Raw genomic sequence first — 23,420 nt, forward strand, 5'->3', positions numbered from 1 at the left:
TTTGAATTTCTTTAATTGTTTCATTGGTGGACACCTCCTTTTGTTGGAGTTCAAATCTTATTTTAGGGTGTCCACCTTCTTTCTGAACTTCAACAGTGGTTGTTCTTTATCAATACGTATCGAGTGCTCTATAGTTGGCTTACCTGGATTTAATATACTTTTGAAAAATTCTTTTAATTGGGAGGCCAAATTGTTGGCAAAGAGAATCATTCCATGCCTTGACGTTAAAGAAGGAAGAGTAGTTAAAGGAGTTAACTTTGTGAACTTGATTGATGCAGGAGACCCTGTCGAGAATGCCAAGGTCTACGATGAACAGGGAGCAGATGAGCTGGTTTTTCTGGATATAACTGCAAGCTACGAAAAGAGGGGAATTATGATAGACGTTGTAAGGAGGACTGCAGAGGAGGTATTTATGCCCTTAACTGTGGGGGGAGGGGTTAGAACTGTTGATGATATAAGGAATCTACTAAATGCCGGAGCTGACAAGGTTTCGATAAACACAGCTGCTGTAAAGAATCCCGAACTCATAACTGAGGGGGCAAAACTCTTTGGCTCGCAGTGTATAGTTGTTGCAATTGATGCAAGGAGAAAGGGGAAAAGCTGGGAAGTTTACATTCACGGAGGAAGAACTCCAACGGGAAAGGATGCTGTTGAGTGGGCAAGGGAGGTTGTTGACAGGGGAGCAGGGGAAATTCTCCTCACATCTATGGATAGGGATGGAACGAAGAAAGGTTACGACATTGAACTGACAAGAGCAGTTTCAGAGGCTGTTTCAGTTCCAATCATAGCCTCAGGAGGAGCTGGAAAGCCGGAACACTTTTACGAAGGATTGACAAAGGGGAAAGCTGACGCCGTTTTGGCCGCATCTGTTTTCCACTTTAGGGAAATATCAATTCCAGATTTAAAGAAATATTTAAAGGAAAGAGGAGTTTGGGTAAGGGTTTAGGGGGGTACCCCTAAACCCTATCCTTTAGTAGTAACCAGAGTCGTTTTTTAGCTTCATCTGAAATGTATTCAGGTTTTGTTTGAATTGCACCAATTAGAGCTGTTTTAGCAGGAGAATTTTCAATATCTTCAGGTTTTATTTTTTCAACAACTCTCTTAATCATTTTCTTTGCATTTTCGACGTTTCTTGCCATAGTTGCAAGAACCTTTTCTACGTTAACTTCCTCTCCTTCCTTCCACACGTCGTAGTCTGTTGCAAGGGCAACAGCTGAATAGGGAATTTCAGCTTCCCTTGCAAGCTTTGCCTCGGGAATGTTTGTCATTCCAATAACATCAACTCCCCAGCTCCTGTATATTTTTGATTCTGCCTTTGTTGAGAACTGGGGACCTTCTATACATATATAGGTTCCCTCCTTGTGAACGGGAATTCCCTCTTCCAAACAAGCATTGTAGATTATTTCGTTTAGGAGTGGACATGTAGGTGTATCAAAGGGAATGTGGGCAACTATTCCGTTACCGAAGAACGTTGAAGGCCTGTTCTTTGTCCTATCAAAGTACTGGGTTACTATTACAAAATCCCCCGGTTTTATCTCCTCCTTCATGGAACCAACAGCACTAACGGAAATAATACAGTCAACACCTAACATCTTAAAACCGTAGATGTTTGCCCTGTAGGGAACTTCTGATGGAAGGTATACGTGTCCCCTTCCATGTCTTGGAAGAAAGTAAATCTCTTTATCCTCTAACTTCCCGTATATGTAAGCATCGGAGGGCTGTCCAAACGGTGTATCAAGTCTTATCTCCTTAACATCTCTTAATCCTTCGATGTCGTAAAGGCCACTTCCACCAATGACTCCAATTTTCACTCTTCACCTCCAGTTTTTAGTTTGATTATTGTTCCCATTCCCCAAACGTTTACTACCTTGTCCCCATCCTTGTCCGTTCCTTCCAAAATTTTAATCGTAATGTTCTTTACTCCATCTGCTTTCAACTGCTGAGCCTGCTGTTCCAACATAGAAACAACCCTCATTATAGGGTCTATGGGGAGTTCCCCGTTAAACCACGTTTTCTGCTTCTGCTGGGAAAATGCATAGGCAATGTTGACAATTTCGTGGGGTTCTCTAACTTCTCCAAAGGATAAAACCATCTTTTCCTCCTGTTTTAAGTTTTAAGTTTTAAGAGAAATTTTATCCTACTGGAGGTTGTATTGGTTTTAAGGGATTTGGATGAGTTAAAGAACTTGGTTTTAAGTTTGAAGAAGGGCGGGAAAAAAGTTGTCTTTACAAACGGTTGTTTTGACATTCTCCACGCAGGACACGTTGACTACTTGGAAAGGGCAAAGCTACTGGGAGATTTCCTCATCGTTGGAATGAACAGCGATGAGTCTATAAGAAAAATTAAGGGAGAAAAAAGACCTATTGTTCCTGAGGATTTAAGAGCAAGGGTTCTTACAGGACTTAGAGCAGTTGACTGCGTTTTCATATTTAATGAGGAGACCCCTTTAAAGGTTATTGAAACTATTAGGCCGGATGTTCTTGTAAAGGGAGCAGATTGGCCGATAGAGAAAATAGTGGGAAGGGAATTTGCAAAGTCTGTTGAGAGGATTCCGTTTAAGTTTGATATATCTACAACAAAAATAGTTAGGAGGATTGTAGAGGTTTACTGTTCAAAGAACTCCCGAGGGACAACAACGTAGGTTTTTGAAACCTCCCTTGAGAGGGCCTTTACTGCATCTGTGGGAGCTACGTTTGAGAGCTCCTCAACTCTATCTCCAAATTTTACCCTTATAACGTCATCGCCCTTAGGAGAGTAGTAGGAATAGGCAACTTTTGAGGGTTCAACAACCTCAAAGTAGTACCTATGGTCAAAACCTAACTTTTCTACCCTCTCCCTAAACTCTATAACTTGAGAAGGCTTTACTTCAACAGTTTTGAAGAGCTCCCTCCTTATAAATCTCCTGGATAGGTCAGAAATTATTTCGTCCTTGTGTTTCTGGAGCATGTATATAGCAGTTGTGATGTTTCCGTCAGTTAGGTTGAAGAATGCCTCTAAGTCGTTATGCTTTAAACACCTTTCTAAGTTTTCATCTATTGGCAGTTTCTCCCCGTTCAAAAGGAGCTCCCTCAACCTAATAACTATTTTTTGAAGTAGAACCTGGGCAGAGAGGTTTACCTTGTGAAAGTAGACTGCCCAGTACATCTGATACCTCGACATAACGTAGGATTCTAAAGCATTCAATCCCTTGAAACTCCACACTAAACGGTCGTTTTCCAAATTGGCAGAGACCAAGATTCTGTTTGTATCTATTCTTCCAAACGATACTCCCGTGTAGAAAGCATCCCTCCTTAAGTAGTCAAGTCTGTCACAGTCAAGTTGGCTTGAGACCATCTGATGCGTAAATGGCTTCTCGTGTTCCTTTCTTAGAATTTTCATTGCCGACTCGATTAGTTTCCTATCTACACTCTCCTCCTCAATTAGTAGAGCGAGAGCCTTTTGAGTCAAATCCTCGTGGTGGAAGGGAAGGATATAACCTTCAAGAGCATGGGAGAAGGGAGAGTGTCCTAAGTCATGGGTAAGCGCTGCAACTTCAACAGACAGCTTGATTTCATCATCAAGATTGAAGCCGTTCAGCTCTAAATACTCAAAGAGTTTAACTGTAAGCCAGTACGTTCCAAGGGAGTGTTGAAACCTTGTGTGTTCAGCTCCCGGGTAAACGAGGTAACAGGGGCCTAACTGCCTTATGTATCTGAGCCTCTGCAGAAGTCTGCTCCTTAGAATCCTCTCTAAGGAGGAGTCCCTTTCAAAGAGGATAAATTCCTCATAAACAGGGTCCATCAAGAGTTTATGCTTTTTCAACTCTGCACTCTCTACAGATTCCGTAACAAACTGCCGAACAGCTTAAAGGTTCTCCTATGTGTTTTACCCTCTCCCTATCAATTTCGGGAATGAGGTCTAAATCGTAGATTTTCCCGCAGTTTAAACAGATGAAGTGGCTGTGGGGTTCAACCCTCGCATCGTACCTTACCTTGTCCTTTAGTGTAGGAACCCTTTGAATGAGACCAACCTTCTCCAAATTTGAGAGCGTTCTGTAAACCGTTGTAAGTGAAATTCCCTCAATCTTTCCCTTTAGACTCTCGTAGAGCTCCTCTGCACTCGGGTGGTCCTTCCTTGAGAGAATCTCCCTGTAAACGGCTATTCTCTGGGGAGTTACCTTTAACCCACAGCTTTTAGACTTTCTTTTAAACTCATCTATCTTCTCATTAACCTTCATTATTTTCTCCTGCAAGATATTTGCATCTTATAAATTTAGTAAATTTTAACTAATCTCCAAATTTATCACCTACACTTACCCTGTAACCCCTTACAAATTCCTCTCCAGAAATTTCCCTTCTACCTTCGGGCTTTAATCGCTCTATCCTTAGAGCTCCTTCCCCAGTTGCAACTATCAGCTCCTTATCTGCCCTTACTACCTCTCCAGGTTCTCCCCTTCCTGAAATGGGAATGGCTTTCGTTATTTTTATACGTTTTCCCTTAAATTCCGTAAAGGCAGAAGGCCATGGAGTAAAAGCTCTAACCATGTTAAATATCTCCTGAGAGCTCCTCCTCCAGTCAATTCTCCCCATCTCCTTTTTTATCTGTGTACAGTAGGTTGCTTCCTCCTCGTTTTGAGGTACTGGCTTTATCTCTCCAGAAACGTAAAGGGGAATCGTTTTTACCAGAAGGAGAGCTCCAACCTTTGATAACTTGTCATGAAGTGTTTGAGCGTTATCCTCAGGATTTATTGGGACTCTCTCCTGACTTATAATGTCTCCGGCATCCAACCTCTCTGTAACCTTCATTATTGTAATTCCCGTTTCAGTTTCTCCGTTTAGAATGGCACTCTGAATAGGGGATGCTCCCCTGTACTTTGGAAGAAGGGAGGCGTGGACGTTTATAACTCCAAATCTCGGGAGCTCTAAGAGCCATTTAGGGAGTATCTTTCCGTAAGCTGCAACGACAATTAAGTCTGGAGATACTTCTTCCAATAATCCCTTTAACTCCTCGTTTTCTTTCAATTTTTCAGGCTGGTAGACGGGAATTCCAAACTCTTGGGCAGTAACTTTTACAGGAGGAGGTGTTAGCTTTTTACCCCTACCTGCCGGTTTATCTGGCTGTGTTACAACTAAAGGAACTTCATAACCCGACTCAACCAACTTTTTTAGGGAAGGAACGGCAAACTCCGGCGTTCCCATAAAGACAACTTTTAAATTACTCACTGAATACCTCCTTTACCCTTTCAAAGGGGAAGGCTCCATCTCTCAAAAGCTCCGGTTTCCCCTTGAGGAGGGAAACAAGGGTTGATGGTAAATTTAGCGTCTCTCCCTCTAAACAGAGGGATATCCTGTCATCAAAGTACCTCTCACAGTCACTACAGCTTTCTGAGGGTTTTTCCCCTTCAGGGTTTGCACTTGGGGCAAAGAGAGGAAATGTTTCAGAAATCAGTTTCAAAAGAAATTCATCCTTCGGAACTCTAACAGCAACGTTCTCCCTCTTTAAAACCCTTCCAAGTGGGGAGTTTCTATTTAGGGGAAGTACTATCGTCAACCTCTCTGGAAAGATACTTTTTAACTTTTCCTTTGTTCCTTTAGGGAATAAAACTCCTAATTTCTCAGCCCTTTCAATAGAATCAAAGAGAACTATTAACGGTTTTTTATGGCTTCTCCTCTTAAGTCTGTAAATATCCCTGTAAACCTTTTCAGAAAGGGCACTACCTAAGAGTCCGTAGAGTGTATCCGTAGGGGAGCAGACAATTTTCTCCTTTCTTATTTCCTCTGCAACTACAGGCAGGTTGTCAATCTCCTTTCTCAGCTTCCTCATTACCTTCCTTTATGTTTAAAAGGTGCTTGTTATAGAGAAATATTAAATCGCCGACGTTGCACGAGAGTTCCATTGCAACCGGCTCACACTTTGCCTTGAGAATGAAAAAGATGTCCTTGTCGTAAACACCATCAAGGGTTTCAAAGTTTGCCTGTCCCTTTGATACAACGAAGTAGCTGTTCTTCCACGCCTCCTTGAACTCTGAAGAGGCAAATTCAAAGTCGATTCCAATGTAGTCCTTTCCAGCCGTGACAACCTCGTCAACAATATCCGCAACACCAGTTGAAACTGCATCCTCAACGGTTGCATCGTTAAGGACGGGAGCTCCCCTAACTGCCAGTACTACCCTTAATCCCCTTTTCTTAAGCTCCCTTATCAAAAACTTATCAAAGACTATCTCACCAGCGTTGTCTGCAGCGTAGAGAACGGTCTTTCCCGGAACTAAAAACCTCTCTAATATTGCTACATCAAAGTAGGCAAATGGCGTTTTAAAGAAGTTGTTTATCTCCTCCTCAAGGTCAAATGTGGAGGGAACACCAAAGTCTATGACGTTTCCAAGGGCTGCAAGTTTTATTGCTACAGAGAGCTTGTCGTCACTCCTTTCGTAAATTTCCCTCTCTAAAATTGGCTCCAATTTAAGGGCAATTGAGTTGTACTTGTCCTTAAGGTTTCTGTAGGGGTCCTCTACCTTTGACATCCTTTTAAATATCCTGTGAACAAAGGTAGCATTGTGACCTGGTGATTTTTCAGGGTCTAACTCCTTCCAGAGGAATTTTGCAACTTCCCTCTCAATTTTAATAGTTTCCTTATTAGAAAGCCCTGCCACCTTTGCGGCCTTTCTCACCTGGTTGAGAAAGCAGGGAAGACAAAGGGGATACACTTTCATCTTAGCCCTCTAAAACCTTTTTCTTCATCTCTTCTCTATAACTTTTGAGTTTTTCTCGGAGCTCCGGGTACTTAATGGCCATTATCTCAACTGCAAGGACCGCCGCATTTTTTGCACCGGCCTTCCCTATTGTAACGGTAGCAACAGGAATTCCTCCTGGCATTTGAACTATAGATAGAAGGGAATCTATCCCCTTTAAAGGAGAGGCATCCAACGGAACTCCAATTACAGGAAGTGTAGTTTTTGCAGCTATGACTCCTCCAAGGTGTGCTGCATAACCCGCAGCTGCAATTATGACCTCGTACTCCTCCTCTGCCTTTTCACAGAAGGAAATTACCTCATCTATTGTCCTGTGAGCAGAGAGAACCTTAACGTCAAAAGGAACTCCAAATTCTCTGAGCGTCTTTAGACAGGACTCCATAACGGGCATGTCAGACCTACTTCCCATCACTACTGCAACCTTTTTCATCTAAGACCTCCGGAAAAGCAGGTTTTGAAAGGTTCCCCGACTTATCAACGGCGTAGATAGCTACCTTTTTGGGACAGACTTTAAAGGTTAAGTATATACCACTAACTCTAATTTCCCTTCTATCTGTTTTAACTACGTAATCAACAACGTCCTTTGAAGGAGATGGCTCCCAGAATAGGGTACATACAGGTCTTTTAACTAAATACGCCTTTGGAGGAGGAAGGGGAGGAATTCTATCCTGAGGAGTAACAGAATAGGGTTCTGTTAATCTTCCCTTTACACTACCTTTTGAAAACCTAAATCTGTAGTTGTACCTTTTTCCGTTCTTTACGTTTTTATCGATAAAGGAGCTCCCCTTAAAGGTGGCGTAGGGTTTTACAAATGGAAATTCCTGATTTCTGAATGCTTCAACTTCCGTAACGGGATTTTCTACAGAGACTTTTACAAGTCCATCTCCAGCCTTCACCTTTACCTTTGGAACGTCCACGATAGGCTTTCTTCCCAGCAGACACTCTACGTTACTTTCGTTTTTTTCCCTTTTGTAGATGGAGATTACTTTGTAGCACCTCTTCTCTCCAGCCTTTATAGGAACATCTAAAAAGTAATTCTTTTCTGTTTCATACGTCTCCTTTCCAAAGTTTACTATCACCCTGTAATGGACTTTTGAAGGGTTCGGAATTTTCCTTCCATCCTCATAGGTGCTAACCCTCTTCCAAACGATTAGTGGCCTGTTGAAGTCCTGTACTTTTTCAGTTATTATTGGAGGTGATGGTTTTTTTGTAAGGGGAGGGAGAGGATTTCCCCTGTGGCCACAGGTGGAAAAGGAAAACAAGAGGGGAAATAGGAACAGTACTAATTTCTTCAAATTTCCTCCATTGAAAATTTTTTGCTGATATAATTTTCTCAAAATTTGAATCCATAAGGAGGTGGCGTTGGCTTCTATAGATGTAAATCAAATATCAAAGGGAATGAAGTTGGAAATAGAGGGAGCTCCGTACGAAATAATCGACTATCAGCACGTTAAACCCGGTAAGGGACAGGCATTTGCAAGAATCAAACTGAAGAATCTAAAAACTGGAAACGTTGTTGAAAAGACGTACAAGGTTGGTGAAAAGTTAGAACTCGCAGACTTTGAAGAGAGGGAGATGGAGTACATCTACAACGACGGTGAGTACTACTACTTTATGGATACGAGAACTTACGAACAGGTTGGAGTTCCAGCTGTTTCTTTGGGAGAAAAGGCAAAGTTTCTGAAGGAGAACACTCCCGTTATGGTTCAATTTTACAAAGGAGAGGCAATTTCTGTAAAACTTCCAAAGAGCATTGTTCTCCAGGTTGTTGACACCGAACCAGGGTTTAAGGGTGATACTGTTACAAACGTTACAAAGCCGGCTACCCTTGAAACTGGAGCGGTAATTCAGGTTCCTACTTTTATAAACGTTGGAGATTTTGTAAAGGTTAACCCTGAAACGGGAGAGTACATAGAAAGGGTAAACGTTAAGTAGGAGGATGTTTTGGAGAATTTGGAGAAAGTAAAGAACTTACTAAAGTCCCTGGAGAACACATCCTTAGAGGAAGTTGAAATAGAGACGGAAGGAATCAAAATAAAGGCAAAGTTCAAAAGGGAAATTACTGTTCAAACTGTTAAACCTTCCCCTGTAAAGGAGGAAGTTGAGGTTCCTCAGGAAGAGGAATTAGAAGAGAACTACTACGTTGTAGAGTCTCCCATGGTGGGAACGTTTTACAGAGCTCCCTCTCCGGGAGCTGAGCCATTTGTTAAGGAGGGGGATTACGTTGAAAAGGGGCAGGTTCTGTGTATAATAGAGGCTCTCAAAGTTATGAACGAGATTGAGTCTGAAGTATCGGGAATAGTTAAGAAAGTCCTCGTTGAGAATGGTCAACCTGTTGAGTACGGTCAACCTCTTTTCTACATTGAGAAAAAATAGGAAAGTGTAATGTTCAAAAAGGTCCTTATTGCAAACCGTGGAGAAATAGCTGTAAGAATCATAAGAACGTGTAAGGAATTGGGAATAAAGACAGTTGCAGTTTATTCAACGGCGGATAGGGAGTCGCTCCACGTTTACTTAGCGGATGAGGCCGTCTGTATAGGAGGGCCTCAGCCAAGCCAGAGTTACCTTAACATACCGGCAATAATTGCTGCTGCTGAGTTAACTGGAGCCGATGCAATTCACCCTGGGTACGGTTTTCTGTCTGAAAATCCCGGATTTGCCGAAATTTGTAATGCCTGTGGAGTGAAGTTTATAGGGCCCTCTCCAGAAACAATGCTCTTGATGGGAGATAAGGCGAAGGCGAGGGAGATTGCAAAGAGAGCAGGAGTTCCTGTAATTGAGGGAAGTGGTGTTTGCAGGAGTGTTCAGGAAGCCCTTAAGGAAGCGGAGAGAATAGGTTATCCGCTCTTAGTTAAGGCAGCCCACGGTGGTGGTGGAAGGGGAATGAGACTGATAAGTGAACCATCGGAGGCGGAAACACTGATAGCAACCGCCATGTCTGAAGCTGAGGCTGCCTTCGGAAGTAGTGAGGTTTACCTTGAGAGGTTCATAGAAAATCCAAGGCATATAGAAGTTCAAATAGTTGCAGATAGAGGGGGAAATGTAGCAACCTTTGGGGAGAGGGAGTGTTCTCTTCAGAGAAGGCACCAGAAGGTCTTAGAGGAAGCTCCTTCATCCTTTGTCGATGAGGAGCTCAGAAAGAAGCTTTCAGAGGCAGCAAAGAGGATTGCAGAGTACATAAATTATGAGGGTGCTGGAACGGTTGAATTTTTAGTTGATAAGGAAAAAAATTTCTACTTCATCGAAATGAATACGAGAATTCAGGTGGAACACCCTGTTACTGAAATGGTAACAGGAAAGGATTTAATTTCACTTCAAATAAAGGCAGCTTCCGGTGAGAAAATTGACTATAATCAAGTTGAATTAAAAGGACATGCTATAGAATTTAGAATAAACTGTGAAGATTATAAAAAAGGATTCTCCCCAGTTCCGGGAAAGATTGAAAAACTATTGATACCCGGAGGATTTGGAGTAAGGGTCGATACTCATATATACGAGGGATACCAAGTTCCCGTTTACTACGATTCTCTACTTGCAAAGCTCATAGTTTGGGGAGAGAGTAGGGAGGAAGCAATAAGGAGAGGAAGGAGAGCTCTCTCTGAGTTTGTAATAGAGGGAAGTTTAAAAACTACAATTCCTTTTCACCTGAAATTGATAGAAACGGAGGAATTTAGAAAAGGGAATTTGAATACGAGGATTTTAGAAGAGGTTATCCTTCCCAAGATTGTTTAATCAGTTTGGAGGAAAATAATGCCCAGTCAGTCGAAGTCTGAAAAGGTAAAAATATGGATTAAGGAGTACCTTTCTGAGTTTGGAGAGTACAACGGAACGATTGAGGAGCTATCAAATTTAACGAACGCCTCACCCTACATAGTGAAAAAAGTTTTAAAGGAACTTGAGAAGGAAGGTTTTCTAAAGTCTGAATCCAAAAGGGGGAAGGGGTTGACTATAAAGCTGGCCGAGTCTTCCGAACCTCAGAAAGAGGAGGAGGTGGCCAAGGTGGAGGAGAAAGAGGAAAAACAGAAAAACGTTGAGGAAGTGGAAGTAAAGGAAAAAAAGGAAAAGGAGAAGAAGAAGTCCCTTCAGGACAGGGTACTTTCATCCCTGTTGGGAAAGGACGTTACGGTTTTCCTCATAAGTGGAACGAGATTGGAGGGAAAACTTTTGGATTTTGATAACTTTACACTATCCATGACAGCTCCAAAGGGAAAATCCTTAGTTTATAAACACGCCATTGCAACAATTCTCTATGATGTGGAAGAGTAATGAAGAGGTATAAGACCTTAGAGGAAGCCCAAATAGCCCTTATTGAACTTCTTGAGGAGAGGGGAGAGTTTAGAGGAACGATTGAGGAGTTGTCTGAGGAGCTTTCTGTTAAACCTGAGCAGGTCAAACTTGTTGTTCAGGTTTTAAAGTCATCCGGTAACGTAATTACAGAGGAGTTTGACGACCACATAATCATAAAGCCTGCCTCATCAATTCAGGTTTACCTTCCGCCGATTCTGACGGAAGAGCAGAAAGAGGAGATTGAGAGGAAGGTGGAGGAGGGTTACAAGGTTATAGCCTGTTCAACTATGGGGGGAGTTCAGAGTAGGGAGCTCCGAAGTGCCCTTGGAAAGAGAGTTATTGTTTACTTTAGAAACGGTAGTAGATTGGAGGCAAAGCTAAAGGGTTTTGACAGGTTCTGTTTAAAGTTGAGAAACTACATGGGAAACATTCTTGCGTACAAACACGCAATTTCGACAATAGTCTATAAACCTTAAATTTCCCCCTTCTTTTACTTTAGGAGAAAGAAGTGAAGAAACTCCTGAATGAACTTAATCCACAGCAGAGAGAGGCCGTTCTCTACTTTGATTCTCCACTTTTAATACTTGCAGGTGCAGGTTCAGGAAAAACGAGGGTTATTACCTATAAGATTGCATACATGGTTAGGGAGCTCTCCTTCTCTCCCGAGAGAATTCTCGCAATAACGTTTACAAACAAAGCAGCAAGGGAGATGAAGGAGAGGGTAGAGAAGCTCTTAGGGAGTGACGTTCCCGTTTTTGTTTCAACGTTTCACTCCTTCTGTGTTAGGCTTTTAAGGTCTCACGCTGCTAAAGTAGGCTTAAAACCAAACTTTGTGATAGTTGATACTGAGGATAAGAAGAGGCTTCTAAAGGAAGTAGTAAAGGAGTTAAACCTTGATACAGAACTCTACAGTCCCTCTGCCCTGTCCTCTGTTTTGAGCAACATAAAGAATGGAACGTTCTCTCTTGATTCTGCACAGGTTTACTACGATAGAATTTCTCCTATTTTTGAGCTCTACAACAGAAAGCTGAAGGAACTTAATGCCGTTGACTTTGATGACTTACTCCTTTATGGAAGAGACATCTTAAGTGACGAAAGGACGAGAAGTTACTACGAAAGGTACTTTCAGTACCTGTTGATTGATGAGTATCAGGATACAAACAGAATCCAGTACGAAATTGCAAGGTCAATTGCTGGTAGAAAGGGAAATATCTGTGTTGTTGGAGATGAGGACCAGTGTATCTATACCTGGAGGGGGGCAAACATTGAAAACATCCTCTCGTTTGAAAGGGACTTCAAGAATGCAAAGGTAATAAAACTTGAAAAGAACTACAGGTGTACAAAGGTAATTCTTGAAGCTGCAAACGCCGTAATATCCAACAACAGGCTCAGAAAGGGAAAAAGGCTTTACACAGACAATCAAACTGGAGAACCAATAAGGCTCTTTAGGGCTGAAACAGACTCAGAGGAGTCACTCTTTGTTTCAAAGGCTATAAAGAACTTGATTAAAAAAGGAATAAGTCCAAAGGACATTGCAGTTTTCTACAGGACCAATTCCCTGTCAAGGTCGATAGAGGATGCTTTAAGGAGGGAAGGAATCTCCTATCAGATTGTTGGTGGAGTTAAGTTCTACGAGAGAAAGGAGATTAAGGACATTCTGGCCTACTTGAGGCTCTCTCTCTTTGAGGAGGACCTTATTTCCCTTTTCAGAGTTCTAAACGTTCCTAAGAGGGGACTTGGAAGTGCTGTTGAGGAGAGGTTACGGAGGATAACCGAAAGGGAAAGGTCATGGAGTGGAGTCCTCTCAAAGCTTGAAGGGGAACTCCGAATGGAAAAGCAGAGGAGGGCAGTCAGGGAGCTCCGTGAAACGTTAGAAATACTCAAAGGTAAGACCTCAGAACTTTCTCCCTACGAGCTTATCAAATTTATCGTTACAGTTACCAACTATGAGGACTACCTGAGGAACGAGTTTAAGGAGGACTTTGAACAGAGGTTGGAAAACGTTAGAGAGTTGGGAAATACAATTCAGGAGTTTTCAGAGAGAACGGGACTTAAAGGGGAGGAGCTCTACTTGGACTTCTTGACAACGGTAACTCTGTCATCGGACCAGGACGAGATTGAAAACGCTGAGAAAGTTACCCTTATGACAGTTCATGCATCAAAGGGTTTGGAGTTCCCCGTTGTCTTTGTAACTGGTCTTGAAGAGGGAGTTTTTCCTCACTTCAAATCGTCAGATTCCTCAGAGGAGATTGAGGAGGAGAGGCGTCTTTTCTACGTTGCCGTAACGAGGGCAAAGAGGCTCTTAACCCTTTCCTATGCAAAAAAGAGAAGGACATTTGGAAAATTAAGGGATACAAAGCCTTCAAGGTTTATCTCAGAAATTCCTTCAAACTTGATTAAAGAGGTAAAGAAGAGGACGAGGGGTGAGACCTTAAGGGAAAAAACGGAAAACTTGGAGATTGAAAAAAGCAGAAAGCCAAAACTGGTCTTTCACAAAAAGTACGGAAAGGGAGTTGTTAAGAGAGTTGATGGAAGGGGAGAAAATGCAAAGGTAACAGCGTTCTTTTCCAACTACGGTGAAAAGACGATAATAATGAAGTTTCTCAAAGTCTTGGCATAGGGAGGTTTACGTTGAAACCTATAAAGAAGAGGCTGTTAACTCCAGGTCCGACAATGGTTCCAGAGAGGGTTCTTGAAGCACTTTCAAGGCCAACCCTCTACCACAGGTCTCCCGAATTTAAGGAGGTCTTTTTAGAAACGAGAGAGCTCCTTTCAAAGGTTATGAGGACCGAAGGGGAGGTTCTTATCCTTACTTCCTCCGGAACTGGAGCAATGGAGGCAGCAGTATCTAACCTCTTCCAGCCTGGAGACAGTGCAATAGTGGTTGTTGGAGGAAAGTTTGGTCAGAGATGGGAGGAGCTCTGCAGAGTTTACAGTATCAACCCTATAGTGATTAACGTTGAATGGGGAAGGGCTGTGGACATAGAGGATGTGGAGAGAGCCCTGAAGGAAAATCCAGATGTTAAGGGTGTTCTTGTTCAAATTTGCGAAACATCAACTGGAACTATTCACGATGTTAGGGGAATTGGGGAGCTCCTTAAAAACTACCCAGATGTTCTCTTGGTTGCAGATGGAATTACAGCCTACGGAGTCTACGATATACCTACAGATGAGTGGGGAATTGACGTTGCAGTGACAGGTTCTCAAAAGGCACTGATGACTCCTCCCGGCCTTGCCGTTATAACTTTGAGCAAGAGGGCTGTTGAGAGAATAAAGCCGAGGAACTACTACTTTGACCTTAAAAAAGAGATAAAGCAGCAGAACAAGGGACAAACTGCTTACACAACTGCAACCAATTTGGTTGTGGCACTGAACGAGGCCCTTAAAATGATAGTTGAGGAAGGGTTGGAGAACGTTGCCAAGAGACACAAAGTTCTTGCAGAGGCAACGAGGGAAGGAGTTAAGGCTCTGGGATTGGAGCTCCTCTCAAGCAACCCTGCAAACGGCGTTACAGCAGTAAGGTGTCCTGAGGGGATAAATGGTCAGGAGATTGTAAGGGTAGCAAGGGAGAAGTACGGTGTGACGATTGCCGGTGGTCAGGAGCACCTGAAGGGGAAGATATTCAGGCTCTCCCACATGGGGTACGTTGACCAGTTTGACGTCCTTACAGGGCTTGAGGTGACAGAGTTTGCCCTTAAAGAGTTGGGATACGAAGGGTTTAAATTTGGTGACTCTGTCAGGGCTGCCATGGAAGTCTTCTACAAAAATGGTGTATAGTTAGGAAAAAATTAAAAGGAGAAAGTATGGAAAAGTACATCTGCACAGTTGAGTACACACTGACCTCACCAACGGGAGAGGTTATAGACACAACGGCTGGAAGGGAGCCATTTACATTCAAAACTGGTGAGGAGCAGGTAATTCCCGGATTTGAAAGGGAAGTTTTAAAAATGGAGGAGGGAGAGGAGAGGACCTTTACCTTACAGCCCTCTGAGGCGTACGGAGAAAGGAGGGAGGAGCTCCTTGAGACCCTTCCTAAAACTCTCTTTCAGGGTTTAGACCTTCAGAAGGGACAGCTTCTACAGGGAACAACTCCTGAAGGACAGACCTTCTTAGTGAGGGTTTTTGACTTTAACGATGAAACAGTAACGGTAGACCACAACCATCCACTTGCAGGAATGCCTTTAACGTTTAAGGTTAAACTCCTTAAGAAGGAGGTTGTTTCCTGAAAATGGAGACGGTTTTGGTTTCTGAGGAAAACCAGAAACTTATAAGTAAGCTCATTTTTAGCACGATTGTTCCAAGACCGATAGCTTGGATAACTACAGTTTCAAAGGAGGGGGCCGTTAATCTGGCTCCCTTTTCATTCTTCAATGCAGTTACAACGAAACCTCCACTCCTCTTTGTTTCTGTTGGAAAGAGAAAGGACGGTTCCCTTAAGGATACCTCGAGGAACATTGTTGAAACGGGAGAATTTGTCGTCAATGTAGTTTCTGAGGAGTTTTTGGAGAAGATGCACCTTTCGGGAAAGGACTTCCCACCTGAAGTAAGTGAACCGGAGGAGCTTGGGATTTCCCTTGAAAGTTCAGAGAAGGTTAAACCTCCGAGGGTTAAGGGAGTTCCTGCATCCTTAGAGTGCGTACTGAGGGAGCACTTAAACTTAGGTTCAACCCCGATGGACGTTTTCATAGGGGAGGTTGTTTCAATAACGTACTCTCCAGAGATTTTAAATTCCCAGAGGGGAATTGTAGGAAGGTTAGGGGGAAAGAGGTACTGTATAGTTAAAAATGAAGTTGACCTATCAAACCTTTAAAAGAGGGGGGCTAAGCCCCCTTTAGTATCAAGGCGTTTATTTATTATTAATATTCCGCTATATCTAATATGGTAAATCAAATTTCTATTTCAATAGGTTAATTGCAAAATTATTACAGTAGCCAAATTCTATCTCCCCCAGCTCCAGGGATTTTTCCTCTCCTTTACAGCTGGAAGTCCTAACTTGTCCCAAATTTCGTCAACTTTCCTCTTTATCCTTTCGTCCATCTCTATATCTGGCGGCCAATCCCTCTGAAAACCTTCACTCTTCCACTTTCTCGTTGCATCAACTCCCATCTTGCTACCGTAGAATGGAAGGGGTGACGTGTGGTCTAAAGCATCGACAGGCCCCTCTGAGAAGACAATGTCCCTCTTAGGGTCTACGTTGTTTCCCCACCTCCAGATAACTTCTCCGATATCGTGAACGTTTGTATCCCTGTCAAAAATAACTATGTTTTTTGTAAAGCTCATCTGCCCCAAACCCCAAAGTGCAGAGATAACCTTCCTTGCGTGTCCAGGATACCTCTTGTCTATGGAAATAAAGGCAAAGTTGTGGAATACCCCTTCAATGGGGAGGTTCATATCTACTATCTCCGGAAGCTGGGTTTTAAGTAGCGGAAGGAAAATTCTCTCCGTTGCCTTTCCAATGTAACAGTCCTCCATTGGAGGTTTACCAACGATTGTTGCAGGATATATGGGATTTCTCCTCCTCGTTATGCACGTGATGTGGAAAACAGGGTAAAAGTCCGGTAATGAGTAGTAACCTGTGTGGTCTCCAAAAGGACCTTCAAACCTGAACTCCTCAGTATCTACATATCCCTCAAGAACAATCTCTGCATTTGCCGGAACTTCTAAATCAACCGTTTCACACTTAACCATTTCAACAGCCTTTCCCCTTATGAATCCGGCAAAGACCATCTCATCAACATCATCGGGAAGTGGGGCTGTAGCCGAGTAGATGACTGCCGGGTCTGAGCCTATTGCAACGGCAACTGGAAACCTCTTTATTCCCATCCTTTTTGCTTTCCAGAAGTGCTTTGCCCCTACCTTGTGCCAGTGCCAGTGCATTCCCGTTGTGTTTTTACTGTAAACGTGAAGCCTGTACATTCCGCAGTTTCTCTCACCGGTTTCCGGGTCCTTCGTAAAGACTAAGGGAAGAGTAATAAACCTCCCGCCATCCTTAGGCCAGCAGAAGAGAATTGGAAACTTTGTAAGGTCCGGCTTCTCTATGACCTCTTTACAGGGAGCTCTGTTCTTACTTACCTCCTTCGGGAAGATGTCAGCTATCTTCTTTAGTTCAACAAGTTTCTTGATTTTATCCACAAAGCCTGTTGGCTTTTCAGGTTTTAGAAGCTTTGCTGCTCTCTTTCCAATCTCATCAGGGTCATCCTCAAGGGCCAGTTTCATCCTTCTGTAACTTGCAAAGAGATTTATAGCAACGGGAATATCTCCTCCATCAACATTTTTAAACAGAAGTGCCGGTCCTCCTGCTTTAACTACTCTATCGGCAATTTCTGTAATTTCCAAGTAGGAGCTGACGGGATAGTCTATTTCTTTCAGCTCTCCCTCTTTCCTCAACCTATCTATAAATTCCCTCAAATCCCTGTAGGCCATTTCTTCCTCTCACTCGATTTTGTAGAATTCTACCACCTTAGGGAGGAAGGTATGGCTAAACTAAAGGAAATAAAGGATTTTTTGGACTCTGTAATCCCTCTTGAGACTCAGGACAGCTGGGACAACTCAGGCATTCAGTTTGGTGTGAAAGATGCAGAAATTAAATCCATAGGTTTTGCCCTATCTGTATCAAAGGATGTTATTGAGGAGGCAAAAGAGAAGGGAATTGATTTGCTGATAACCCATCATCCCCTTACAATTTCCGGACTTAAAAAGTATGCTGATGACCTATACCCTCAAAACCTCCTGATAGAGCTCGTTAAAAACTCAATCTACCTTCTATCACTCCACACGAACTTGGACGTTTCTCCCTTTGGTCCAACGGCCATCATAGCCGACTTTTTGGGAATTGAAAGGAGGAGTTCTATCGTTCAGAATCCCCCCTACGGAATTTTAGGGGAGCTCCCTTCCCCTATCACTCAGAAAGAGCTTCTGAGTAAACTTGTGAAATTTTTACCGAGGGACGTATTTAAAACGGTTCTGTACAGGCCGGACTTTGAAGTTAAAAGGGTGGCCATTTGTTCCGGAAGTGGCGCTTCATTCATAGACAGAGTCTGCAGTAAGGCCGACGTTTACATTACAGGAGATGTTAAGTACCACGATGCTATGAAGGCTCTTGATTTGGGCTTAACCGTATTTGATATGGGCCACTTTGGTACCGAGAGGTTGTTTTTTAAAAAACTAATTTCCGTTCTTTCAGAGAACTTTCAGGAGCTTGAGTTCGTTATTTTTGAAGAAAAATCCCCCTTCGAGGTAGTTAAGGATGTTGAATGAAAAGTTGTTGGAGTTTCAGAATAAGGAAATTGAGCTTTTGAGATTAAAGACGAAAAAGGAGGAGCTCTTAGAAAGGAAGAGAGAACTCGAGTATGAGACAGGAGAACTTCAAAAACAGATAGACGCGGCTAAGAGTAAACTTGAAGATAAGAAAAAGGAGCTGAAGGATTTAAAAAACTTCATCTCCTACAAGAAGGAGAGAATTAAAGAACTGGAAAAACAGAAGGAGAGTGTAAAGAATAGGGAAGAATTCAAAAGGATTCTTAGACAGATAGCCAAAAATGAGGATGAGATAATCAAGACATCTCAACAAATAACAAAGATAGATGCAGAGATTGAGGCTTTGAAGGATGCATATCAAAAGGTTAAACAGGACGTGTTTCCCAAGATTAATGAAATTTTAGAGGAGTTGAATGAGATTGAGAGTGAATCCAAGAGATTGGAGGAGAAAATAGAGAAGGTTAGTGGAGAGATTGAAAAAATGAGGAGGGAGATACCGGAGGGTGACTTGGAGTTCTTTGAAAAGTTGAAGGGAAAATACAGTGGACTCGTTTTTTCCGATATATCAACTGGTATCTGTGAAGGTTGCGGAATAGCCTATTCTCCGGCTGAGTTTAGGGAGCTCCTAAGAAGTTTAGAGCCGGGGAAGACAAAGTGTCCTTACTGTGGAAGATTTATATACGCAAAAAACAGATAAGGTTGTTATTTTTCCACTGTGGCCATAAATTGAGCTTCAATATACAAAGTTAGGAGGAATTATGTCAGCAGAGGTAATTAAGAAAGCCTCAGAGCTTGCTCAGGCCATTGCAGAGAGTGAGGAGCTTGCAAACTTTAGGGCAGCAGAGGCCAAGTTAAGATTAGACCCTGAGGCTATGCAGCTTTTAAACGAGGTTCAGAGGCTTCAGCAGATGGCCCAAATGTCTCAAACTCCCGAAGCTATGCAGCAGTTGGAGGAGGCCTTTAACAAATTTGCCGAAAATCCAATTGGAAAGGAGTACTTAGAGGCCAACCAAAAGTTTTCACAGATGCTTGAAACTGTTAATGCTCTCCTTCAGGAAGCCATTGAAGGTCCTAAACAGCACGGTCACGGCTGTTCAGGTTGCTCCGGCTGTAGCTTCTAATTCCGGCGGCTCTGCCCGCCTTTAATCAAATCCCTTTTTGATTTAAATCACGGAAAACTCAGCAGTTAATACCATATCTTTTTATTCAGGAAGTTTCAAAGCCATTTATACAACAACGGAGAGGTTTTGCCAAGAAAGAAAATGCAAAAGTTTTTAGGTTTTGAGAAGTTGAAAAAGTTAATAACTAAATCGGAACTTTCAGAAGAGTATAAAAATAAAGTCATCCAAGAACTTGAACATGGCAATTTGTACTTCAATTTCTTTCAACTTTTAGAAAAAAAGTTTCATAGAAATTCAGAAAAAATTTATTATTAAATGGTTAAGGTTTTCAATTATATTTGGAATTGTTCTCTATTTTGTCTCTAGAATGGCTGATATTTTTCTACCAATTGATGTAAAGAAAACTCTTCTTTTAATAGATTTTGGTTTAGTTCTTCCTGCAGGTATCCTTCTTTTTCTGCTAACTTATAGGATTAAAAATGTTAATATTTTAGAACTTTTGTTTTCAATCCTTATAATTTTTGTTGGCTTAGTTAATATAATTCAATGCTATTTTCTCCCAGAAGGGAGTAGACAGTGGTTGTTTTTTGGTATATCGCTAATAATCTTATTTTCATACGCCTTTCAAAGGTTTAAATATGCAATTTTTAGTTCTCTATCCTTATCTCTCTTCTACATTTTAATGGCTGATTTATTTATCAGGTTGGATAAAAATACCCTTCTGGCCAATATACTTTTCCTAACCGTTGAAAATCTAATTTCAGTATTTTGTTCCTATCTTAAAGAAAGGACATTTATAAGGGATATTCTTCTTTCGGTTTTTACGTCCCAATCAAACAATGAGCTGAAAATACTCTCATACATTGATGGTCTAACAGGAATACCAAACAGGAGGTTCTTTGAGGAGCAGTTTGAACGTGAGTGGAAGAGGGCAATGAGAACAAAGCGTCCTATTTCACTTCTTATGATTGATATAGACTTTTTTAAGAACTTTAACGATACGTTGGGGCACTTGGAAGGGGATTGGGTTCTAAGGGAAGTTGCCAGAATAATTTCTGAAAATTTGAGAAAGGACATGGATATTGTGGCAAGGTACGGCGGGGAGGAGTTTGTTGTGGTTCTCCCTGAAACTGATGCCAAAGAGGCTAAGGAGGTAGCTGAAAGGATAAGAAAGGCTATTGAAAGCAGGTGTATAGAGCATCCTTCTTCCAAGGTTTCCAAGTGTGTAACGGTTAGCATAGGAATAGCAACTATTACTCCAGAGGAAAATCAATCTAAGGAGATTCTTATAAAAAGGGCGGACGAGGCCCTTTACGAAGCAAAGAGAAAAGGAAGAAATAGAGTGGAAGTCTTTGCAAAAAGTGAAAGTTAAGGAGACTTAAATGTTAAACTTTTCTCTGTTTCTCCTTATGATTTCAATAACCTCTTCATCGGTTGTCTGTGAAAAATCCCTGTAAAATTGACCGACAGCCTGAAAGAATTCAGGAGCGTGAAGGACCACCAATTCATCAACCATCTCACGAAACTCGGGGACTTTTTCAGCAGGCATTACTGGAACTGCAAGAATAATTCTGTTTGGATTTTGACGACGAAGTGAAAGAATGGCTGCCTTTACCGTTAGTCCGGTTGCTATTCCATCATCTACAAGTATAACGTCCCTCCCCTCAATGGGAATCCTCGGAAGGTCTCCCAAGTACTTCTTCTTTCTCCTCTCAATTTCTAAGAGCTCCTCCTGAACTTTCCTCTTAAGGTACTCCTTAGTAACTCCAAATGTTTCAGCGTAAGGGTTTAAAAGAACGCGGCCGTCCTCAGTTACAGCTCCAACGGCAAATTCCTCGTTGAATGGAGCTCCAATCTTTCTTGGAAAAACAAGTTCAATTGGAGCTCCCAAAACTTCAGCTATTGGTTCTGCAACAACAACGCCACCCCTTGGTATTGCAACGACAACAGGGTCAATAAGTGTGTTTCCAAACTTCCCGTATATCTCCCTTGCAAGGAGCTCTCCTGCCTCTCTCCTGTCTGAAAATACCATCTCTCCCTCCCGAAAATTACGTTTCTACTAACGAATATAGGAGTTCTATCTCCTCCTTCCAAATTGATGGGTCTATCGTTTCAAGGATTAGCGGAATGTCGTTGAGCCTATCGTCGTTCATTATGAACCTAAAGGCATCAATTCCAATGTTTCCCTTCCCGATTGAGTGGTGTCTATCAACTCTGCTTCCCAAAGTTGATTTAGCATCGTTCAGGTGCATTCCCTTTAAGTACTCAAACCCAACGATACTTCTAAACTCCTCCATAGTTTTTTCGTAGGCTTTTTTTGTTCTTATGTCGTACCCCGCTGCAAACATGTGGCACGTATCAAGACACACTCCTATTCTCGACTTATCCTCAACTAACTCGATTATCCTTGCAAGGTGTTCAAATCTGTAACCGACGTTTGAACCTTGACCTGCCGTGTTTTCAATTACTAAGACAACGTCCTTCGTTCTTGAAACAGCCTCGTTTATCGAATCTGCAACGACCTTTAAGCAGTCATCCTCTGTGAGCTTCCCAAGGTGGCTTCCTGGGTGGAAGTTCAGATACTTTAGTCCCAATTGATGGCACCTTTCTATCTCCTCAATAAAGGCTTCAATGGACTTTCTTCTCTTTTCTGGATAGGGATTCCCCAAATTTATTAAGTAGCTGTCGTGAGGTAGAACGTGTTCTGGCTTTATTTTGACTTTCTTTAAATTCTCCTTAAATTTTAAAATATCCTCATCCTTCAGAGGCTTTGCCTTCCACTGCCTTTGGTTTTTTGTAAAGAGGGCAAAGGCTCTTGCATTAATACTTTTAGCATTGAGGGGAGCGTTGAAAATTCCTCCTGAAGTGCTGACATGGGCACCGACGAACTTCAATTTAACCTCCTTACGTTTTGGGGGTATTAATGGCAGAATATATTCAGGTCATAACTACAGTGCCAACAAAGGAAGATGCTGAAAGAATTTCAAGACAGTTGCTTGAGAAAAGATTGGCAGCCTGCATCCAAAAGTTTAAGGTTGAGAGCTCCTACCTATGGAAGGGAAAAATTGAAAGAGGGATGGAATATATTCTCTTCATAAAGACTAAAAGAAGCCTTTACTCAAAGCTTGAAAAGGAGATTCTTTCAATTCACCCTTACGAAGTTCCTGAAATAATTGCACTACCTATAGTTAAAGGTTATTCTGCTTATCTTAACTGGATTAACATGGAGCTCCAATAGTGGAAATTTACTTAATCCTCTTTCTGGTTGGAATCATCTCAGGGTTTGCTGCAGGTCTTTTTGGGATTGGAGGGGGAGTAATTCTAGTTCCCATTTTCAACTATTTTTTTTCAATGAAGGGTATTCCTGAGGAGATAGGCTTTAAACTCTCCGTTGCTACAAGTCTATCTGTAATAACGGTTTCAACCCTGTTTACATCAGGGCTTCACATCTTTAAAGGAAAGGTTGAATTTGGAAGAGTTCTAAGGATTCTCCCCTACATCTTCTCAGGTATTCTCCTTGGAGTTCTTTTTTCCCACCTCGTTTCGGGAAGCTTTCTAAAAAGGTTCTTCGGAGTTTTTTTACTTCTTCTTTCGTTCAAGATACTTACTGAAAAGAAAGGAGTCTTAAGGTTTAACTTAAAGGAGTCTGTACTTTTTCCGTTTACTTCACTTCTTTCTGCATTTTTAAGTGCTCTCCTTGGAATAGGTGGAGGAGTTGTAGTAAATACACTAATGTTTAGTTTTTCTGAGATGGAAGTTAGAACTGTTGTAGCCTTTGCCTCTGTTCTCTCATTTATAAATGCCTTTTTGGGAACTCTTCTCTACCTTTTAGTGCCTGCAGAGAGGGTTTTAAGTTACCAGGTTGGGTACATATACCTTCCTGCTGCGCTGTTTGTCTCCATAGGAGGGCTTATAGGTAGCAGACTTGGAGTTAGAATTCTCCACACAGTTGAACAGAAACTATTGAAGAGGCTTTTTGGAGTTCTGCTCTTTTTGATTGGCCTAAGAATGTTGATGAAATAAGGCCA

29 protein-coding genes are annotated in these 23,420 nt (G+C 42.0%); 17 read left to right on the top strand and 12 right to left on the bottom strand.

Going from position 1 to position 23,420, the window contains the following annotated elements:
* Positions 1-190: 190 nt before the first annotated feature.
* Entirely contained in the window at positions 191-946 is a 756-nt protein-coding gene (gene hisF, locus FN732_RS03765; RefSeq protein WP_142934877.1) for an imidazole glycerol phosphate synthase subunit HisF, read from the top strand.
* A gap of 10 nt (positions 947-956) precedes the next feature.
* On the opposite strand, the gene mtnP is transcribed toward hisF, so the two are convergent.
* Positions 957-1,811 (bottom strand): S-methyl-5'-thioadenosine phosphorylase, encoded by an 855-nt coding sequence (mtnP, locus tag FN732_RS03770; RefSeq protein WP_142934879.1) that lies wholly within the window; start codon positions 1,809-1,811, stop codon positions 957-959.
* Positions 1,808-2,092 (bottom strand): hypothetical protein, encoded by a 285-nt coding sequence (locus FN732_RS03775; RefSeq protein ID WP_142934881.1) that lies wholly within the window; start codon positions 2,090-2,092, stop codon positions 1,808-1,810. The genes mtnP and FN732_RS03775 overlap by 4 nt, the downstream gene beginning before the upstream one ends.
* Positions 2,093-2,152: 60 nt before the next feature.
* Between FN732_RS03775 and rfaE2 the strand changes: the two genes are divergently transcribed.
* On the top strand, positions 2,153-2,641 hold the full coding sequence (gene rfaE2, locus FN732_RS03780) for a D-glycero-beta-D-manno-heptose 1-phosphate adenylyltransferase (RefSeq protein ID WP_221928596.1): 489 nt from the start codon (positions 2,153-2,155) through the stop codon (positions 2,639-2,641).
* Here rfaE2 and FN732_RS03785 read toward each other — a convergent pair.
* Genes FN732_RS03785 through FN732_RS03815 form a run of 7 tightly spaced genes read right to left on the bottom strand, consistent with a single transcriptional unit; the run spans position 2,605 to position 8,022 of the window.
* Complete coding sequence (locus FN732_RS03785; protein ID WP_142934883.1) at positions 2,605-3,801, bottom strand: HD domain-containing protein; 1,197 nt, start codon at positions 3,799-3,801, stop codon at positions 2,605-2,607. The genes rfaE2 and FN732_RS03785 overlap by 37 nt on opposite strands.
* Complete coding sequence (locus FN732_RS03790; RefSeq protein WP_142934886.1) at positions 3,788-4,216, bottom strand: Fur family transcriptional regulator; 429 nt, start codon at positions 4,214-4,216, stop codon at positions 3,788-3,790. Before FN732_RS03790 ends, FN732_RS03785 begins: the two co-directional genes overlap by 14 nt.
* Before the next feature lie 49 nt (positions 4,217-4,265).
* Positions 4,266-5,201, bottom strand: a complete 936-nt coding sequence (gene fmt, locus FN732_RS03795) for a methionyl-tRNA formyltransferase (protein WP_246051318.1) — start codon at positions 5,199-5,201, stop codon at positions 4,266-4,268.
* A complete protein-coding gene (locus FN732_RS03800) occupies positions 5,194-5,802 on the bottom strand; it encodes an L-threonylcarbamoyladenylate synthase (protein ID WP_142934888.1) in 609 nt (202 codons plus the stop codon). Before FN732_RS03800 ends, fmt begins: the two co-directional genes overlap by 8 nt.
* Positions 5,777-6,688: a damage-control phosphatase ARMT1 family protein gene (locus FN732_RS03805; protein ID WP_142934890.1), complete on the bottom strand. Its 912-nt coding sequence runs from the start codon at positions 6,686-6,688 to the stop codon at positions 5,777-5,779. The genes FN732_RS03800 and FN732_RS03805 overlap by 26 nt, the downstream gene beginning before the upstream one ends.
* A 1-nt stretch (position 6,689) precedes the next feature.
* Positions 6,690-7,157, bottom strand: coding sequence for a 5-(carboxyamino)imidazole ribonucleotide mutase (gene purE, locus FN732_RS03810; RefSeq protein WP_142934892.1), 468 nt, complete (start codon positions 7,155-7,157; stop codon positions 6,690-6,692).
* Positions 7,126-8,022 carry a fibronectin type III domain-containing protein gene (locus tag FN732_RS03815; RefSeq protein ID WP_142934894.1) on the bottom strand — a complete coding sequence of 299 codons (897 nt, stop codon included), beginning with the start codon at positions 8,020-8,022 and terminating at the stop codon, positions 7,126-7,128. The genes purE and FN732_RS03815 overlap by 32 nt, the downstream gene beginning before the upstream one ends.
* A gap of 67 nt (positions 8,023-8,089) precedes the next feature.
* Between FN732_RS03815 and efp the strand changes: the two genes are divergently transcribed.
* The 9 genes from efp to FN732_RS03860 are packed head-to-tail and all read left to right on the top strand — an operon-like array spanning position 8,090 to position 15,824.
* A complete protein-coding gene (efp, locus tag FN732_RS03820; RefSeq protein WP_142934896.1) occupies positions 8,090-8,662 on the top strand; it encodes an elongation factor P in 573 nt (190 codons plus the stop codon).
* Positions 8,663-8,671: 9 nt separating this feature from the next.
* Positions 8,672-9,103, top strand: a complete 432-nt coding sequence (gene accB, locus FN732_RS03825) for an acetyl-CoA carboxylase biotin carboxyl carrier protein (protein ID WP_246051321.1) — start codon at positions 8,672-8,674, stop codon at positions 9,101-9,103.
* A gap of 9 nt (positions 9,104-9,112) precedes the next feature.
* Positions 9,113-10,459 (top strand): acetyl-CoA carboxylase biotin carboxylase subunit, encoded by a 1,347-nt coding sequence (gene accC / locus FN732_RS03830; RefSeq protein ID WP_142934899.1) that lies wholly within the window; start codon positions 9,113-9,115, stop codon positions 10,457-10,459.
* A gap of 18 nt (positions 10,460-10,477) precedes the next feature.
* On the top strand, positions 10,478-10,993 hold the full coding sequence (locus tag FN732_RS03835; protein ID WP_142934901.1) for an RNA chaperone Hfq: 516 nt from the start codon (positions 10,478-10,480) through the stop codon (positions 10,991-10,993).
* Entirely contained in the window at positions 10,993-11,490 is a 498-nt protein-coding gene (locus tag FN732_RS03840; RefSeq protein WP_142934903.1) for an RNA chaperone Hfq, read from the top strand. Before FN732_RS03835 ends, FN732_RS03840 begins: the two co-directional genes overlap by 1 nt.
* Before the next feature lie 32 nt (positions 11,491-11,522).
* Complete coding sequence (locus FN732_RS03845) at positions 11,523-13,634, top strand: ATP-dependent helicase (RefSeq protein WP_142934905.1); 2,112 nt, start codon at positions 11,523-11,525, stop codon at positions 13,632-13,634.
* Positions 13,635-13,645: 11 nt separating this feature from the next.
* Positions 13,646-14,791: a pyridoxal-phosphate-dependent aminotransferase family protein gene (locus FN732_RS03850; RefSeq protein WP_246051322.1), complete on the top strand. Its 1,146-nt coding sequence runs from the start codon at positions 13,646-13,648 to the stop codon at positions 14,789-14,791.
* 26 nt (positions 14,792-14,817) lie between these two features.
* Complete coding sequence (locus FN732_RS03855) at positions 14,818-15,240, top strand: FKBP-type peptidyl-prolyl cis-trans isomerase (protein WP_142934909.1); 423 nt, start codon at positions 14,818-14,820, stop codon at positions 15,238-15,240.
* A gap of 2 nt (positions 15,241-15,242) precedes the next feature.
* Positions 15,243-15,824, top strand: a complete 582-nt coding sequence (locus FN732_RS03860) for a flavin reductase family protein (protein ID WP_142934912.1) — start codon at positions 15,243-15,245, stop codon at positions 15,822-15,824.
* Positions 15,825-15,952: 128 nt separating this feature from the next.
* Here the strand turns inward: FN732_RS03860 and FN732_RS03865 are convergent, their stop codons facing one another.
* On the bottom strand, positions 15,953-17,437 hold the full coding sequence (locus FN732_RS03865) for a menaquinone biosynthesis decarboxylase (protein ID WP_142934914.1): 1,485 nt from the start codon (positions 17,435-17,437) through the stop codon (positions 15,953-15,955).
* A gap of 51 nt (positions 17,438-17,488) precedes the next feature.
* Between FN732_RS03865 and FN732_RS03870 the strand changes: the two genes are divergently transcribed.
* The 4 genes from FN732_RS03870 to FN732_RS03890 all read left to right on the top strand — a co-directional run bounded on the left by FN732_RS03870 (position 17,489) and on the right by FN732_RS03890 (position 20,764).
* Positions 17,489-18,271, top strand: a complete 783-nt coding sequence (locus FN732_RS03870; protein WP_142934917.1) for a Nif3-like dinuclear metal center hexameric protein — start codon at positions 17,489-17,491, stop codon at positions 18,269-18,271.
* Entirely contained in the window at positions 18,261-18,968 is a 708-nt protein-coding gene (locus FN732_RS03875) for a zinc ribbon domain-containing protein (protein WP_142934920.1), read from the top strand. Before FN732_RS03870 ends, FN732_RS03875 begins: the two co-directional genes overlap by 11 nt.
* 61 nt (positions 18,969-19,029) lie before the next feature.
* Entirely contained in the window at positions 19,030-19,392 is a 363-nt protein-coding gene (locus FN732_RS03880; RefSeq protein ID WP_142934922.1) for a YlbF/YmcA family competence regulator, read from the top strand.
* Positions 19,393-20,074: 682 nt separating this feature from the next.
* Positions 20,075-20,764, top strand: coding sequence for a GGDEF domain-containing protein (locus FN732_RS03890; protein ID WP_185954231.1), 690 nt, complete (start codon positions 20,075-20,077; stop codon positions 20,762-20,764).
* Between the two features lie 6 nt (positions 20,765-20,770).
* Here the strand turns inward: FN732_RS03890 and FN732_RS03895 are convergent, their stop codons facing one another.
* Together FN732_RS03895 and nfo are read right to left on the bottom strand one after the other, a co-directional pair.
* The gene (locus FN732_RS03895) at positions 20,771-21,424 is read right to left on the bottom strand and encodes a phosphoribosyltransferase (RefSeq protein WP_142934928.1); all 654 of its coding nucleotides are present in this window, start codon (positions 21,422-21,424) and stop codon (positions 20,771-20,773) included.
* A 16-nt stretch (positions 21,425-21,440) separates the two neighbouring features.
* Positions 21,441-22,286 (bottom strand): deoxyribonuclease IV, encoded by an 846-nt coding sequence (nfo, locus tag FN732_RS03900; protein ID WP_142934930.1) that lies wholly within the window; start codon positions 22,284-22,286, stop codon positions 21,441-21,443.
* A 29-nt stretch (positions 22,287-22,315) separates the two neighbouring features.
* Between nfo and cutA the strand changes: the two genes are divergently transcribed.
* Both cutA and FN732_RS03910 read left to right on the top strand, forming a co-directional pair.
* Positions 22,316-22,630, top strand: coding sequence for a divalent-cation tolerance protein CutA (cutA, locus tag FN732_RS03905; protein ID WP_142934932.1), 315 nt, complete (start codon positions 22,316-22,318; stop codon positions 22,628-22,630).
* Positions 22,630-23,415 (top strand): sulfite exporter TauE/SafE family protein, encoded by a 786-nt coding sequence (locus FN732_RS03910; protein ID WP_246051323.1) that lies wholly within the window; start codon positions 22,630-22,632, stop codon positions 23,413-23,415. The genes cutA and FN732_RS03910 overlap by 1 nt, the downstream gene beginning before the upstream one ends.
* Positions 23,416-23,420: the final 5 nt, after the last annotated feature.

The organism is Balnearium lithotrophicum, assembly GCF_900182585.1.
In the GTDB taxonomy this organism is placed as follows: domain Bacteria; phylum Aquificota; class Aquificia; order Desulfurobacteriales; family Desulfurobacteriaceae; genus Balnearium; species Balnearium lithotrophicum.